This is a genomic window from Shewanella sp. SP2S2-4, assembly GCF_031932025.1.
GTDB lineage: Bacteria > Pseudomonadota > Gammaproteobacteria > Enterobacterales > Shewanellaceae > Shewanella > Shewanella baltica.
The window spans coordinates 25,831-40,494 of sequence record NZ_JAUOER010000011.1 but is presented as its reverse complement, the minus strand read 5'-3'; the positions used below and the strand labels follow the sequence as shown (position 1 = coordinate 40,494).

The window sequence follows — 14,664 nt, the reverse complement described above, 5'->3', positions numbered from 1 at the left end:
GTAACCCCTATTTATCCTTCGAACCCATACTATATAAGAACTGACCAATCAGTTCCTCCAACACTAATGCCGAGCGTGTGTCATCAATCTTGTCACCATCTTTGAGCATACTGACATCATCGTCGACAAAACCCGGTGTTAACCCTAAGAATTGCTCGCCCAATAAACCCGAAGTTAAAATTGCTAAACTACTGGTTTCTGGGAATTTATCGTAACGTTTATCCATCACTAAGGTGACCACAGCCACTAACTTAACGGGATCTAAATCAATGCCACTGACGCGGCCAACCACAACACCGCCGACCTTAACGGGCGAACGTACCTTCAAGCCACCAATATTGGTGAAATTGGCTTTTATGGTATAAGTGCTATCGCTGCTTTTCACTTCAATATTGGCGACGTTAAAGACTAAGACCAAAAAAGCGGCCAATCCCGTTAAAAGAAACACACCCACTAATAATTCAATTTTTCGTGTCAACATGTTCAGCTACCACTCTGTTAATCCATCTTACCTGTGTCGAAATCCGCAGTGTTCCGTTAGCGGCCAAACATCAGGGCTGTCAGTAAAAAATCTAATGCCAATACAGCGAGGCTCGACTGAACCACAGTCTGAGTCGTTGCACGGCTGATGCCTTCCGGATTTGGGATCACTTGATAACCGCGATATAACGCAATCCAAGTCACCACTACGGCAAACACACCACTCTTGATCAAGCAGTTAACTATGTCCTGACGCCATTCGACCGACGCCTGCAGAATCGACCAAAACGCCCCGCTGTCGATTCCTTTCCATTCCACGCCGACTATGTGACCACCGTAAATACCCACAGCGGTAAACATTAACGCCAGCAATGGCATACTGATCACCCCCGCCCAAAAGCGCGGTGCAATAATCTGCCTTAATGGGTCGATAGCCATCATCTCTAAACTCGAGAGCTGCTCAGTACTCTTCATCAAACCAATTTCAGCGGTTAAGGCAGAACCCGCACGTCCCGCAAACAAAAGTGCGGTAACCACGGGCCCTAACTCACGCAGTAAACTGAGCGCCACCATAGGGCCTAAGCTTTCTTCGGTGCCAAAACCAACTAAGATGTTATAGCCTTGCAGTGCCAACACCATGCCGATAAAAAGCCCTGAGACTAAAATAATCACCATAGATTGCACGCCGACCACATAAATCTGGCGCACTAATAATGGAAAACCTTTGCGCACCCGTGGCCAGCGAAAAATCGCCCCCCACAACATGAGCCCTGCGCGGCCAAAACCGAGCACTAACTCAATCGCGCTGCGGCCTAAGTCGGCAATACTGTCTATTAACTTCACTTGCCAACTCCTTTTGCCATCAATTCTTGTTGGTAATCATTCGCCGGATAATGGAACGGCACAGGGCCATCGGGCGCGCCTTGAATAAACTGTTTAAGCTGTGGATTGTCGGCGTATTTCAATTCTTCTGGCGTACCGTGGGCAATGACTTTTTTGTCGGCCACCACATACACATAATCGGCAATGCCGAGGACTTCATCCACATCGTGGGACACTACGATGGAGGTCAAATTGAGCGCATCCGATAACTCACGAATAAGCTTCACTAACACGCCCATAGAGATTGGATCTTGGCCGGCAAAAGGCTCATCGTACATCACCATTTCAGGCTCAAGCGCTATGGCTCTGGCCAATGCTGCGCGGCGTTGCATACCACCGGATAACTCACTTGGCATCATCTGGGCGGCGCCACGCAAGCCTACGGCTTCAAGCTTCATCAGCACGATAGTGCGAATAATGTCTTCTGGCAGACCAGAATGTTCGCGCAGCGCAAACGCCACGTTATCGAACACATTAATGTCGGTAAATAGCGCGCCACTTTGAAACAGCATGCTCATCCGCTTACGCAGGCTAAATAATTCATTGCGACTCACGCCATGGATATCGTGACCGTCGAATAACACTTGCCCGTGGTCAGGCGTTAATTGGCCGCCGATCAACTTTAACAGGGTCGTTTTGCCTATGCCGCTCGGCCCCATGATCGCCGTCACCTTGCCCCTTGGAATGGACAGGCTAATATCTTCATATATCACACGCTGACCGCGGCTAAACCCCAAATTACGGATCTCAACCAACGGCGTTTGTTCTTGAGTCATGCTTGATTCCGACATTTGCAAAGAGGTGATCCTAGTCTTCCTAGACTGACCAATCGAAGAGCCGCAAATTGTACGTAATTGCGCTTTAACCTACAACCGAATCGACACTATCGCCCAGTGATACTTTCAATTTGCCTCATTTACAGCGAAAATGCGCCCTAAGTTTTCACTCTGCATAGGTAAAATGTTACTTAATGTTTTCAACCTAGTTGCATAATTGGCAATATTGGCTAATTCATTCGCACTTAGCTCGCTCTTCGTCCACTTTTAAGGTGTGATAAGTCGATACACGAGTGTGAAATCGAGGCATCCCGTGAGGAATACCCACAGCGATACGGGATAAATCCATTGAAATAAACGACAAAGACGATGATATTGCTCAAGGCCTTCAGTTGCTAAACTGGGTTATTGTGCATGCATAGCTGCCGCAGCTGAACTTGACGAGTCAGATCAATCACTCTAGCCTGCCGCAATTGTTTTGTTGTTTTAGGAAACTCACCACAACGAGACATAAGCTAAATCGTCTGAAAACAAACTAAAACTTGGCAGAAAGCCTATTACATATCATCTTTATCGCGTACCAAATTGTGCTATTCCAATCCCATCATGGGGCGACAAAGACAATGCAAAAAGAGAGATAGACATGGTAGACAAATCACAACTGCGCCAATGGGGCTGTAAAGTTATCGACATTGAAAAGTCAGCCCTAGACAATCTTTATCAATATGTTGATTCGGCTGAATTTGCAGAAGCTTGCGAGTTGATCCTCAACTGCACAGGCAAAGTGATTGTCATGGGCATGGGCAAGTCGGGCCATATCGGCAATAAGATTTCTGCCACCCTCGCCAGCACAGGAACGCCCGCATTTTTTGTGCATCCGGGTGAAGCCAGCCACGGTGATCTCGGTGTATTAGCCGATAACGATGTGATTTTAGCGATTTCAAATTCCGGTGAGTCGAGCGAAATCCTCACCTTAATGCCCGTCATCCAACGTATGGGCGTACCCGTTATTGCGGTAACAGGTAAACCCGAATCGAACATGGCGCGCTTATCTAAAGTGCATTTATGTATTGAAGTACCCGAAGAGGCTTGCCCACTTGGACTTGCCCCAACGTCGAGTACCACAGCGACCTTAGTGATGGGCGATGCGATTGCCATTGCGCTACTACAAGCAAAAGGCTTTACCCGTGATGACTTTGCTATGTCCCATCCTGGCGGTGCTTTAGGGCGTAAGTTATTGTTAAAAGTCTGCGATGTCATGCATAGCGGTGATGACTTACCGCTCGTTAACCACGATATTTGCATCACAGAAGCCCTGTACGAAATCTCTAAGAAAGGCTTAGGCATGACCGCGATTATCGATGATCAGCGCAAGCTGGTTGGTATCTTCACCGATGGTGATTTACGCCGCGTTATCGATGCCGAAGTAAATCTGCGTACAACGCCCATCGCCGATGTGATGACCCGTAACTGCGTGACCATCACAGACGGTGTGTTGGCCGCCCAAGCGCTGCAAGTGATGGACTCAAAAAACATCAACGGATTAATTGTTATCGATAAAGACCGCCATCCTATCGGCGCTCTTAACATGCTAGACATGGTTAAAGCAGGAGTCATTTAATGCCACAGCAAGGATTTTACGGCCCAATCAGTGATGATGTGTGGCAACGCGCGCAAAAGATTAAACTGTTGATTTGTGACGTCGATGGAGTGTTTTCCGACGGCCGTATCTACTTAAGCAATAGCGGCGAAGAGCTAAAAGCCTTCCACACCCGCGACGGCTATGGCGTGCGCTCGCTACTCACCAGCGGTTTTAATCTCGCCGTTATCACTGGACGTCAATCCAAAATCGTTGAAAACCGTATGACAGCCCTTGGAGTTACCCATATTTACCAAGGCGTAGATAATAAGTTCGAGCCCTATGAAGCATTGCTCGCACTCTATGGTGTTACCCCAGAAGAAGTGGCGTATATCGGTGATGATATTGTCGATTTACCCGTGATGAATGTCGTCGGTTTAGCAGTCAGCGTAGCCGATGGTCATCCCTATGTGCGTCAGCACGCCCACTTTGTCACTACGCTCAATGGTGGCCACGGTGCACTGCGTGAACTCACAGATCTGTTGCTACTCAGTCAAAATAAATTCACTTCGGCCCATGGAATGAGTATATGAGTCGTGTGACACTCGCGATTATTGCTTTTTTTGGAACTGCATTAGTGCTGTATTGGCAAGTGCAGAACAAACACAGCGGTGATACCGATAATAGAGTTAAAGATCAAAATACCCCAGATTTCATCATTGAAGATCTGCGCAGTGTTGAGTTCAATGAACAAGGGCTAGTCAATAGCCGTGTGACGGCGAAACACATGGAACATTATGATTCAACGAATCAAACTTACTTTACTCAACCTGTTTATCTTGTTTATCCAGACCAAGGTAAAGCACAATGGCAACTCAGTGCAGATCAGGGCAAGCTAAACAAGGAAACGGGCAAGGTTGTACTCGAAAACAATGTTATTATTGATGCCATTAGCGCAGAAGAACCGATCCAGACCTTGTCCACCAGTTATCTGGAACTCGATCTCAATACTATGATAATGACCTCTGACCGTACCATTTACGTCACAGGGAAAGATTTTAATATTCAAGGCCAAGGCCTTTATGCCGACCTCAACGCGCAAGAAGTGAAATTGACCAGTCAGGTAGTAGGAACATATGAAGCAAAATAACGTATTACTTGCCAGCCTAATGCTAATAATGAGCATGAGCGCCTTTGCTAAAGTCGACGACCTAAAGCAGGAAGTTAAAATCAAAGCAGTGAGCCAAACGGCAGATATCAAGAACAACCAGATCATCTTCTTTGGTCCGGTGGAAGTTACCCAAGGCTCGATAAAAATCCAAGCAAATGAACTGCGTGCATTTTCTGCCGAAGGTGAAAATAGCAAAATTTTAGTGGCCACTGGTAACCCCGCAACTTACAGCCAAGTGTTAGACGATGGCCGTCCAGCCTCGGCGAGCGCGAAAGAAATTCGTTACGATATGGCAAGCCGTACCCTGACACTGAAAGGCCAAGCTTCGTTAGATCAAGCGGGTAGCCAAGTGACGGGTAATTTGATCCGCTATAACATTATCCAGCAAAAATTGATTGCTGAGAGCACAGGTAGTGGTGACGATCGCGTGATCACTATTATTCAGCCTGAAAGCTATCAAGATGATGCCAAACCAGACGCGCCAGCGGATAAACCTGTGAAAAAGCAGGACTCTAAATGACCCAAATCACCCTAAGAGCACAAAATCTGGCAAAGAGTTATAAGAGTCGCCAAGTGGTTAAAGACGTCAGTCTAACGGTAAAGACAGGTCAAGTTGTTGGACTGCTCGGCCCGAACGGCGCGGGTAAAACCACCACCTTTTACATGGTCGTCGGTCTGGTTAAAAGCGATAAAGGCCACATCTTTATCGACGATGATGATTTAACCGCAGATCCTATGCACCTGCGCGCCCGCAAAGGCATAGGTTACTTGCCGCAGGAAGCCAGTATCTTCCGTAAGCTGACCGTCCATGACAACATCATGGCCGTACTGCAAACGCGCAAAGAATTAAAAAAAGAGCAAAGGGAAGAACAACTCGAGCATCTGCTCGAAGAATTCCACATCACCCACATCCGTGACAGCCAAGGCATGTCATTGTCGGGTGGCGAACGTCGCCGTGTCGAAATTGCACGGGCGTTAGCAGCAAATCCTAAGTTCATTTTGCTCGATGAACCCTTTGCTGGTGTCGATCCGATTTCGGTTATCGACATCAAAAAGATTATCGAACAGCTCAAAAGTCGTGGCCTTGGCGTGTTGATCACCGACCATAATGTTCGCGAGACATTAGATGTGTGTGAACATGCCTATATTGTGAGTCACGGAAACCTGATTGCCGAAGGAACACCTGCAGAGATCTTAGACAATCAGCAAGTTAGGGCTGTGTACTTAGGTGAACAATTCAGGCTATAGTTAATCAAGCGGAGCCAATGGAGGCAATTTGTGCCAGCATTGGGCTCCACTCAAGATGATAACAAGCGACCTCATCCAACAATAATAACGTAGGGATCAGCGGTAACATGAAAGCGTCACTCCAGCTCAAACTGGGTCAACAGTTAACCATGACGCCACAATTACAACAGGCCATTCGTCTGTTGCAACTGTCGTCATTAGAACTGCAGCAAGAGATCCAGCAAGCCTTAGATTCTAATCCCCTTCTCGAGCTGGAAGAGGATCAATTCGACGCCACTAAAGACCCTGTAAACCAAACGCTTTCCGATACGGATTTCAGTGAATCGAGCACTCTGCCGCCAGAGAAAGACAGCTCCACCATAGATACGGCAGAGTCGCTCACGAAAGAGTCCATGCCCGACGAACTGCCCATGGACACCACTTGGGATGAAGTGTTTACCGCCTCCCCCAATTCTGGCCCCGGCGGCAGTCGTGAAGACGATATGCCCTTCCAAGGTGAGACCAGTGAAGGCTTGTATGAACACTTAGAATGGCAAAAAAACCTCACGCCGTTTTCTGAAACCGATTTAGCCATTGCCACCGCCATTATTGATGCCATCGACGATCAAGGCTATCTCACCCAAAGTACTGACGAAATCCTCGAAGCCATGGGCAATTCGGAGGTCGAGCTCGACGAAGTCGAAGCCGTACTCAAGCGCATTCAACATTTTGATCCCATTGGTGTTGCCGCCCGCGATTTAAGCGAGTGCCTGTTGATCCAACTGTCGCATTTCGCCGCTGACACGCCCAACCTAGAAAACGCCCGCATGTTGATCAAAGATCATTTAGATCTGATCGCCGCCCGCGACTTTAGGCTGTTGATGCGTAAGACTAAATTAAAAGAGGATGAGTTAAGGGACGGCATCGCGCTTATCCAAACCCTCAATCCCCGCCCAGGTTTATTGATTACGCCCAACGATGACGAATACGTCATCCCGGATGTGTCAGTGTCGAAGAAAAATGGTCGCTGGGTGGTTGAGCTTAATCCTGACTGCATGCCAAAAATCAATGTAAACCAACATTATGCCTCGATGGCGCGCAGCACTAAAAGCCAAGCCGATAGCCAATTTATTCGTGGCCATCTACAAGAGGCTAAATGGTTTATCAAGAGTTTAGAGAGCCGTAATGATACCCTGTTGAAGGTGGCGAACTGTATCGTCCAATATCAGCAAGGTTTCTTTGAATACGGTGAAGAAGCCATGAAACCTATGGTGCTGAACGATATTGCCGAAGCGGTAGAAATGCATGAGTCGACCATCTCACGGGTGACTACCCAGAAATACATGCATACCCCTAAGGGACTTTTTGAACTAAAATACTTCTTCTCTAGCCACGTCGGTACTGACGATGGTGGGGAGTGCTCATCCACAGCAATCAGAGCCTTCATTAAGAAACTGGTTGCAGCGGAAAACCAGAAAAAACCATTGAGCGACAGTAAGATGGCGCAACTTCTGGCAGAACAAGGGATCAACGTAGCCCGCAGAACCATTGCGAAGTACCGAGAGGCTATGCTCATTCCGCCTTCTAATCAGCGTAAAAGTTTATAACCTACAGTGGATATCGGAGGACGTTTCTATGCAAATAAACCTGAGTGGACACCATGTCGAAATTACCGAATCGTTACGCGCATATGTAGAAGAAAAGTTTTCAAAACTTGAACGCCATTTCGAACAGATCAATAATGTGCACGTTGTGCTCAATGTCGAAAAAATGCAACAGATTGCCGAAGCGAGAATAAATCTTATCGGTGGTGAAGTTTTTGCTACTTCAGAGCATGCTGACATGTATGCCGCTATAGACGCCCTGATTGACAAGCTTGATCGTCAGGTTATTAAACACAAAGAGAAGTTAACAAAACACTAATAATGGAACTTTGTACCATACTGCGGCCGGAGTGCACTACCTGCGCCACTCCGGGCAGCAAGAAAAAGGTACTGGAACTCATCAGCGACTTAGTCGCTGCCCAGTACCCGACCCTCTCATCTCAAGAGATATTCGAAAGCCTAGTGGCGCGCGAAAAGATGGGGAGCACAGGTATAGGTAACGGCATCGCCATTCCACATGGTCGACTAGCCGATATAGATCAGCCCATTGCCATACTCATTAAGTGTGAAGAGCCGATAGCATTCGATGCTATCGATAAGCAACCTGTTGATATTTTATTTGCACTACTGGTGCCTGCAGACCAATGTCAGCAGCACTTAAGTACCTTGTCTTGCATGGCCGAAAAGCTGAGCGACAAGCAAATATTAAAGCAATTACGCAAGACGCATGATGAAACGGAACTCTATCAGGTAATCACTGGATGAAACTGGTCATAGTGTCGGGCCGCTCAGGCTCAGGCAAATCTGTCGCCCTAAGGGTACTCGAAGATCTCGGCTATTATTGTGTCGATAACCTTCCCTTGCCCTTAATCGGCACTTTGCTTGAGCAACTCAAAGGCAGTAACGATCTCGTCGCCATCAGTGTCGACGTGCGTAACATGCCTGAGCAGGACAAGGTCTTAGTGAAGCAACTCGCGAGCCTGCCTCCTGATACTGAGTTAACCAGCTTCTTCCTCAATTCCAGCGATAAAATTCTGCTCAAGCGTTACAGCGAAACCCGCCGTTTGCACCCTTTGTCGAAGAGCCAAGTCTCTTTGCAAGAAGCGATAAAACTGGAAGGGAAGCTGCTCGAGCCTATGTCAAAACTGGTCGATCACTACATAGATACGTCGAACCTGAATATCTATGATTTAAGCGACCAAGTCAGACAAATTCTGCTCGGCAGCGTCGATAAAGAGTTAGTGATCAACTTCGAGTCCTTTGGCTTTAAGCACGGTATGCCAACCGAAGCCGACTTTATGTTCGATGTACGCTTCCTGCCTAACCCACACTGGGAACTGGCGCTGCGTCCATTGACAGGCTTAGATGAACCCGTGGCTGAGTTCTTAAATCGTCAACCACTCGTGAATAAGTTCATCTGGCAAATCGAGAATTTACTGGAAACTTGGCTGCCGCATCTCGAACGCAACAATCGCAGTTATTTAACTGTGGCGATTGGCTGCACCGGTGGACAACACAGATCGGTTTACGTCGCAGAGCAATTGGCTAAACGCTTTAGTAACGGTAAACATAAAGTTTATGCCCGCCATCGAGAGCTGAATAATGCCAAAGCTTGAACGTCAGATCACCATCTGTAACAAACTGGGATTGCATGCCCGTGCCGCCACTAAGTTGGTGGTACTGGCATCCGAGTTTGATGCGACCATCACCTTAATACAAGGCGATAAACAGGCATCCGCAGCCAGCGTACTCGGCTTATTGATGCTTGAGACTGGCATGGGTAAAACCATTAAACTTATCGCCGAAGGCCCAGATGCTGAACCCGCTTTGGATGCCATTTGTGCCTTAATCGACGCTAAGTTTGACGAAGCCTGTTAGTTTGATTTCATACTCAGCGTTCCACACAGGCACTCAGATTAGTACACCTCACATTTAGCACTGCTGATTTGTGCAGTTCACATCTCGTTTCAAAAGCTTGCCATTCAACAGGGCGACACATTTGTCGCTCGACGACACGAACCATAGGCGATTACACTAGCGAGCATTACCGCTGACTCACCTTAGTCTTAGCCGCCTTAATCTATGCGTAAAACGCATGATCTATGCCAGAGCTCTCTATCTGTGACTGAAGCATAACTATCGTGAAGTCACCGCTAAGTCTAGCCCTGCGCCAAGCAGCGCACTCTCGAACCAATTTGCCGCACAGTGGCGGACAACCATGGAGGACAAATGCCCGTTGATAATTCAGAAAACGCTCACACCGGACATAGTCTCGACCAGTTAAACCAAGCGCTTAGCAGTGGCATGTTTGTACACGTGCGTAACATGCTGCAAAAAATGGCCGCCTCAGATATCGCGCTGATCTTAGAATCCTCACCACCCAGCGCCAGACAAGTGCTGTGGCAGCTTATCGATCAAGAACAAATAGGCGACATACTCGACGAGTTAAGCGAGGAACTCAAAGATCCGCTGATCCGCAGCATGAGTCCTGAGCGAGTTGCGAAAGCGACGGCGAGTATGGACACCGACGATCTGGCCTATATTCTACGTAGTCTTCCCGATGCCGTTTACAAGCAAGTGCTGCAGTCGATGACAGAACAAAACCGCCAGCGGGTAGAACAGGCCTTATCCTATCCCGATGAGACCGCCGGCAGCTTGATGAACACAGATACCGTTACTCTAAGACCCGATGTGAATATCGATGTGGTGCTGCGCTATCTTCGCCAAAGGGGCAACCTGCCAGACACCACAGATACCTTATATGTCGTCGATAAACAGGACAAAGTGCTCGGCGGTGTCAGGCTGGCAGATCTACTGACTTGCGCGCCAAGCACCACAATTCGCAATATAATGGATCCCAATATTCAAAGTATTCCTGTGAGCATGTCCGACAGCGAAGTCGCGCAGAAATTCGAACGCAATGACTGGGTATCGGCACCTGTCGTCGACAGTGATGGTAAGCTGCTCGGACGTATCACAATCGATGACGTAGTCGATGTTATCCGCGAAGATGCTGAACATTCCATGATGGGTATGGCGGGGATGGACGGAGATGAAGATACCTTTGGTCCTGTGCTAAAAAGTACCCTACGTCGCTCACTCTGGCTCACTATAAACTTATTTGCCGCCCTGCTCGCATCGTCGGTCAGCAATATGTTTGAAGGCACTATTGAGCAATTTGCCACTATCGCCATCCTAATGACGATTGTCCCTAGCATGGGCGGTGTTGCCGGTAATCAGACCTTAGCGCTCGTGATCCGCGGTATTGCTTTAGGCCATATCGGCCAAAGCAACGCCCGCTGGCTTATCGGTAAAGAGCTATCGATTGGTTTTCTCAATGGTTTGATGTGGTCGATTTTAGTCTTTGTCGCCGTGTGGCTATGGAAGGATGATATGGCACTGGCGGGCTTAATTGGTAGCGCCATGCTGATCAACATGACAGTAGCAGGGCTTGCAGGTGCGAGTATTCCATTGATTTTAAAAAGACTTAAAATCGATCCTGCCCTCGCTGGCGGTATGGTGCTCACTACAGTCACTGACGTGGTTGGCCTGTTCGCCTTCCTCGGGTTAGCGACGCTCTACCTGATGAACTAACGCTTTAACCGTTTGAGCTAATAACAAAAACGGCACCTCAAAGGTGCCGTTTTTTATCCCGCTGGAAAACTAAAGAAGGCTATTTTGCCGGAGGTTGAAAACCATAACTGCTCAGAATCGCTTGGCCTTTTGTCGATAGAATAAACTCAGCTAACGGCTTAGCGGCAGTATTAGCGCCTTGTAAAACCAGTAAACCATAGTCGGCACCCACGGCAAGTTCCTGCGGTAAGTCGATGATTTGTAAACTCGGCACTTCTTTTTTAGCCAGCACAGCATTAGTGCAATAGGTTAAAAAGATATCCGCTTGCTTGTTTTCCATCACCCAGCCATAGGGGTTGCGATCTTTAGGCGGTTTAACGCTCTCAGGGCCGCCCGTCAGTTGTAATGCCTTGGTCTCTAACGCGGCTTTCGCATTGGGTTTTACCGCTTCGGCCTTAGCAAAAACGGCCCAGGCATAATCACCCGCGGGGTCGGCTTTCGGGGTTGAGGTACCGACTTTAATCTTAGGATCTAACAAGGTATCGAGTAACGTCGCACTCGTCACCTGAACTGTGTCTTGAGCAATGGCGCAGAGTTGATTAAGGGCAAACATTTGCACTGCTTCGCCCTGACCTGAATCCACTAATGCCTGTGGATGTTTCATATTCGCCGAGGCAAAGATATCGACTTTCTCGCCCTCTTGAATGCGTTTTAACAATAAACCTGAGGGCGCATATTGCGCTACAACACTCATTTGCGACTGTGCTTGATAAGCAGCAATAATATCACTCATCGCAGCCTTTAAACTGCCTGCGGCGCGCAGTTCTATCGGCGCGACTCCTGTGGTCAGTTCGGCTTTCATCGGCACTCCTTGTACAGCTGTCACCATGATGACAGGACTTAAACTCAAGGCTACTAACACATTTTTGCTTATCATAGTCATATTCTCCTTTAGGCACTAAAAGTCATTCTTGTGACTTATCCCCATACAGAACGTGAAATCGATAAAGGGATCAAGCTGAAGTCATCCCAAGGTCATTAGCAGTGATATGTTTGTGCTGCAGGTCACTCAAGGTGCGCTTCATAAAGGACAAATTGTCTAATTGAAGCACGGCAAGCTAATCACTCAATTAGCCCACCACTGAAAACAAAAAAGTCGCCCCAGGCGACTTTTTCAGCGAGAACTTTGTGCTTAGACCAGACTATTTACCCGTTGGTATTAGTACAATCTCAACACGGCGGTTTTGTGCGCGGCCGTTTGCATTTGCATTTGATGCGATAGGACTCGCTTCCCCCATGCCTTTTGATTTTACACGGGCAGAGGCGACGCCTTTGCTCATCAAGTAATTACCCACTTCACCCGCACGTACTTGTGACAGACGTAAATTGTAAGAGTCTGAGCCACTGCTATCGGTATAACCTAATACGTTAAGCTGTGTTTTGCTGTATTCCTTGGCCACAACCGCCACTGAGTTCAGCACGCGTTTAGCGCCGTCGCTTAACTCGGTTTGATCTACGCCGAAGGTGACTTCATTTGGCATATTCAAAATGATGTTATCGCCGCTACGGGTCACACTCACGCCCGTTGAGGCGAGTTGTTGGCGTAATTTGGTCTCTTGCACATCCATGTAATAACCAATACCACCACCGACTGCAGCGCCTGATGCAGCACCAATTAAGGCACCTTTACCGCGGTCGCTTTTGCTCGAAGAGACTACGCCAATGGCAGCCCCTGCGACGGCACCAATCAATGCACCACTGGTCGCTTTAGCGGTTTGTTGTTCGTTTGAATAGGGATTGATTGTTGTACAACCCGATGCAACTAGCGCGGTCGTCAATACCACTATGGCTAACAGGGATGGTTTAGATTGCACTGCCTGAAAACACTTCATCATTTATAACCTCTTTATATGATTGATGACTGTGAATACCGCTCAAAGGGCAAGAAATATCACTTCACACTAAGTAATACGAATGACCTAGGGATTGCCACAAGGCAGGCAGTATATACCCAAATTACCTGAAGATGCAGGATTCAGCGGGAGTTTAACGCACTTTAGGCAAGTGCGGTTATTTGCGGACCTAGTGGACTAAGTTAAAAATAACCAACACGGCATAAAGTGCGTTAAAACCCGCCGGGACGGAGCGCCTAGGGCACTCCACTTCCGTGTTGCATCAATTCAAAAGGTGGCCGACATTCTGTCATTGATGCGCCTTGAATTGAAGCACCCTAGGCGCTCTGAAACTCGTATCTTCAGGTAGCTTGGGTATATAGGCAATTGCGCTCGAGACAATCCTTTATCCATATTCAATTCTGCTAATCCAGATTTTAGTCAGCAAAGATACAGATTTAGGGCTTCAATCTTGACTTAGACCGCCCTGCTCCATATCAAGCCGATGGCACCGAAATAGTGCGCCTTGCACCTTTTTTGGCAGCACTAAAAAATCACGCCGTTTTAATCCAACATACAAGATAATGATTTTAAACATTAAAATAAAAATTAGAATATTGGCACGAATTTTACATACTACTAAGTGAGTAGACAGTCAGACGCGGTATAAATCGCCGAAAACTCAAGTCGACTTCAACAGGATTAATCCAAATTAAATGGACCTATCGAGACAGAAAATAAACTCGAGTATTTAGGGTCATGAAGGAGGAAATATGAAAACAGTCATGAACTTTATCGCACTATGTCGCCACGAATGGATTTGTCTGCGCCACCTAGGTCTGAGCCAATGGGATTTAGAACAGCGTCAATATCATCAATAAAAGGCAACGCAAACGGTCATATTTTAGTTCGAAAGCAGTAAAAGAGGGAACGCTCATGGGAATCGCAGAAAATAGTCTCAAGCTACATGTTATCACCGAGGTTAAAGTGCAAGGTCGCTTACTGTCGGATGTTGCACGTCAATACGGTTTATCTGCCAAGGCAGTTTACCAATGGGTGCGGGAAAGCGATCTGCAACCCCAGCAAAGAGAATGCGCATTAATGAGCGAGATTGCCCAACTGCAGAAAAGGATTAAACAGCTCAATAACGAGCTACGCACCATAGGTTAAGCGCTGCATGGCAATTGAGTGCCTGTACAACAAGTTAAACGTGCCCGAATAGACAAGGCCGGACGAGATTGCATATCGCCCTGCTGATAACGCTAACGATGTAAAAGATGTGCTAACAACAATAATAACAGCGCCCTTTTTAGTCCGGCCTTGTCGTCCAAATTGATGAACCCAGCGAAGATTGGGAAATAGTATTAAAACCGACAAACGAAACGAACAGAGACAATGCAAAAGTTTCGGCAAGACTGGGGAGGGAGTTATCTCCCCCAAGATCAAATATGTGAACTGTGCTCCCCCAAGTCATGAACAT

At 47.4% G+C, this 14,664-nt stretch carries 17 protein-coding genes; 12 read left to right on the top strand and 5 right to left on the bottom strand.

Annotated features, from left to right (window positions below; translation table 11 throughout):
- Window positions 1-7: 7 nt before the first annotated feature.
- Genes mlaD through mlaF form a run of 3 tightly spaced genes read right to left on the bottom strand, consistent with a single transcriptional unit; the run spans window position 8 to window position 2,138 of the window.
- Complete coding sequence (gene mlaD, locus Q4Q54_RS10680) at window positions 8-481, bottom strand: outer membrane lipid asymmetry maintenance protein MlaD (protein WP_006083061.1); 474 nt, start codon at window positions 479-481, stop codon at window positions 8-10.
- A 56-nt stretch (window positions 482-537) separates the two neighbouring features.
- Window positions 538-1,323, bottom strand: a complete 786-nt coding sequence (gene mlaE, locus Q4Q54_RS10675) for a lipid asymmetry maintenance ABC transporter permease subunit MlaE (protein ID WP_006083062.1) — start codon at window positions 1,321-1,323, stop codon at window positions 538-540.
- Window positions 1,320-2,138: a phospholipid ABC transporter ATP-binding protein MlaF gene (mlaF, locus tag Q4Q54_RS10670; protein ID WP_063882287.1), complete on the bottom strand. Its 819-nt coding sequence runs from the start codon at window positions 2,136-2,138 to the stop codon at window positions 1,320-1,322. The genes mlaE and mlaF overlap by 4 nt, the downstream gene beginning before the upstream one ends.
- Before the next feature lie 643 nt (window positions 2,139-2,781).
- On the opposite strand from mlaF, the gene Q4Q54_RS10665 reads away from it, so the two are divergent.
- The 11 genes from Q4Q54_RS10665 (at window position 2,782) to mgtE (ending at window position 11,313) form a co-directional block, all read left to right on the top strand.
- Window positions 2,782-3,759, top strand: a complete 978-nt coding sequence (locus tag Q4Q54_RS10665; RefSeq protein WP_006086070.1) for a KpsF/GutQ family sugar-phosphate isomerase — start codon at window positions 2,782-2,784, stop codon at window positions 3,757-3,759.
- Entirely contained in the window at window positions 3,759-4,310 is a 552-nt protein-coding gene (gene kdsC, locus Q4Q54_RS10660; RefSeq protein WP_028759542.1) for a 3-deoxy-manno-octulosonate-8-phosphatase KdsC, read from the top strand. The genes Q4Q54_RS10665 and kdsC overlap by 1 nt, the downstream gene beginning before the upstream one ends.
- On the top strand, window positions 4,307-4,867 hold the full coding sequence (lptC, locus tag Q4Q54_RS10655) for an LPS export ABC transporter periplasmic protein LptC (RefSeq protein ID WP_220591973.1): 561 nt from the start codon (window positions 4,307-4,309) through the stop codon (window positions 4,865-4,867). The genes kdsC and lptC overlap by 4 nt, the downstream gene beginning before the upstream one ends.
- Entirely contained in the window at window positions 4,854-5,408 is a 555-nt protein-coding gene (gene lptA / locus Q4Q54_RS10650; protein WP_311988424.1) for a lipopolysaccharide transport periplasmic protein LptA, read from the top strand. The genes lptC and lptA overlap by 14 nt, the downstream gene beginning before the upstream one ends.
- Window positions 5,405-6,136 carry an LPS export ABC transporter ATP-binding protein gene (lptB, locus tag Q4Q54_RS10645; protein WP_106649416.1) on the top strand — a complete coding sequence of 244 codons (732 nt, stop codon included), beginning with the start codon at window positions 5,405-5,407 and terminating at the stop codon, window positions 6,134-6,136. The genes lptA and lptB overlap by 4 nt, the downstream gene beginning before the upstream one ends.
- A gap of 107 nt (window positions 6,137-6,243) precedes the next feature.
- Window positions 6,244-7,722, top strand: coding sequence for an RNA polymerase factor sigma-54 (locus Q4Q54_RS10640; RefSeq protein WP_006083069.1), 1,479 nt, complete (start codon window positions 6,244-6,246; stop codon window positions 7,720-7,722).
- 28 nt (window positions 7,723-7,750) lie between these two features.
- A complete protein-coding gene (gene hpf, locus Q4Q54_RS10635; protein WP_006083070.1) occupies window positions 7,751-8,038 on the top strand; it encodes a ribosome hibernation promoting factor in 288 nt (95 codons plus the stop codon).
- Window positions 8,039-8,040: 2 nt separating this feature from the next.
- Complete coding sequence (gene ptsN / locus Q4Q54_RS10630; protein ID WP_006083071.1) at window positions 8,041-8,484, top strand: PTS IIA-like nitrogen regulatory protein PtsN; 444 nt, start codon at window positions 8,041-8,043, stop codon at window positions 8,482-8,484.
- Complete coding sequence (gene rapZ / locus Q4Q54_RS10625; protein ID WP_006083072.1) at window positions 8,481-9,335, top strand: RNase adapter RapZ; 855 nt, start codon at window positions 8,481-8,483, stop codon at window positions 9,333-9,335. The genes ptsN and rapZ overlap by 4 nt, the downstream gene beginning before the upstream one ends.
- On the top strand, window positions 9,322-9,597 hold the full coding sequence (locus tag Q4Q54_RS10620) for an HPr family phosphocarrier protein (protein WP_006083073.1): 276 nt from the start codon (window positions 9,322-9,324) through the stop codon (window positions 9,595-9,597). Before rapZ ends, Q4Q54_RS10620 begins: the two co-directional genes overlap by 14 nt.
- 351 nt (window positions 9,598-9,948) lie before the next feature.
- Entirely contained in the window at window positions 9,949-11,313 is a 1,365-nt protein-coding gene (gene mgtE, locus Q4Q54_RS10615; RefSeq protein WP_311988423.1) for a magnesium transporter, read from the top strand.
- 79 nt (window positions 11,314-11,392) lie between these two features.
- Here the strand turns inward: mgtE and Q4Q54_RS10610 are convergent, their stop codons facing one another.
- On the bottom strand, window positions 11,393-12,229 hold the full coding sequence (locus Q4Q54_RS10610; RefSeq protein ID WP_311988422.1) for a molybdate ABC transporter substrate-binding protein: 837 nt from the start codon (window positions 12,227-12,229) through the stop codon (window positions 11,393-11,395).
- A gap of 265 nt (window positions 12,230-12,494) precedes the next feature.
- Complete coding sequence (locus tag Q4Q54_RS10605; protein ID WP_311988487.1) at window positions 12,495-13,184, bottom strand: OmpA family protein; 690 nt, start codon at window positions 13,182-13,184, stop codon at window positions 12,495-12,497.
- Window positions 13,185-14,120: 936 nt separating this feature from the next.
- Between Q4Q54_RS10605 and Q4Q54_RS10600 the strand changes: the two genes are divergently transcribed.
- Window positions 14,121-14,354 carry a transposase gene (locus Q4Q54_RS10600; protein WP_006083078.1) on the top strand — a complete coding sequence of 78 codons (234 nt, stop codon included), beginning with the start codon at window positions 14,121-14,123 and terminating at the stop codon, window positions 14,352-14,354.
- Window positions 14,355-14,664: the final 310 nt, after the last annotated feature.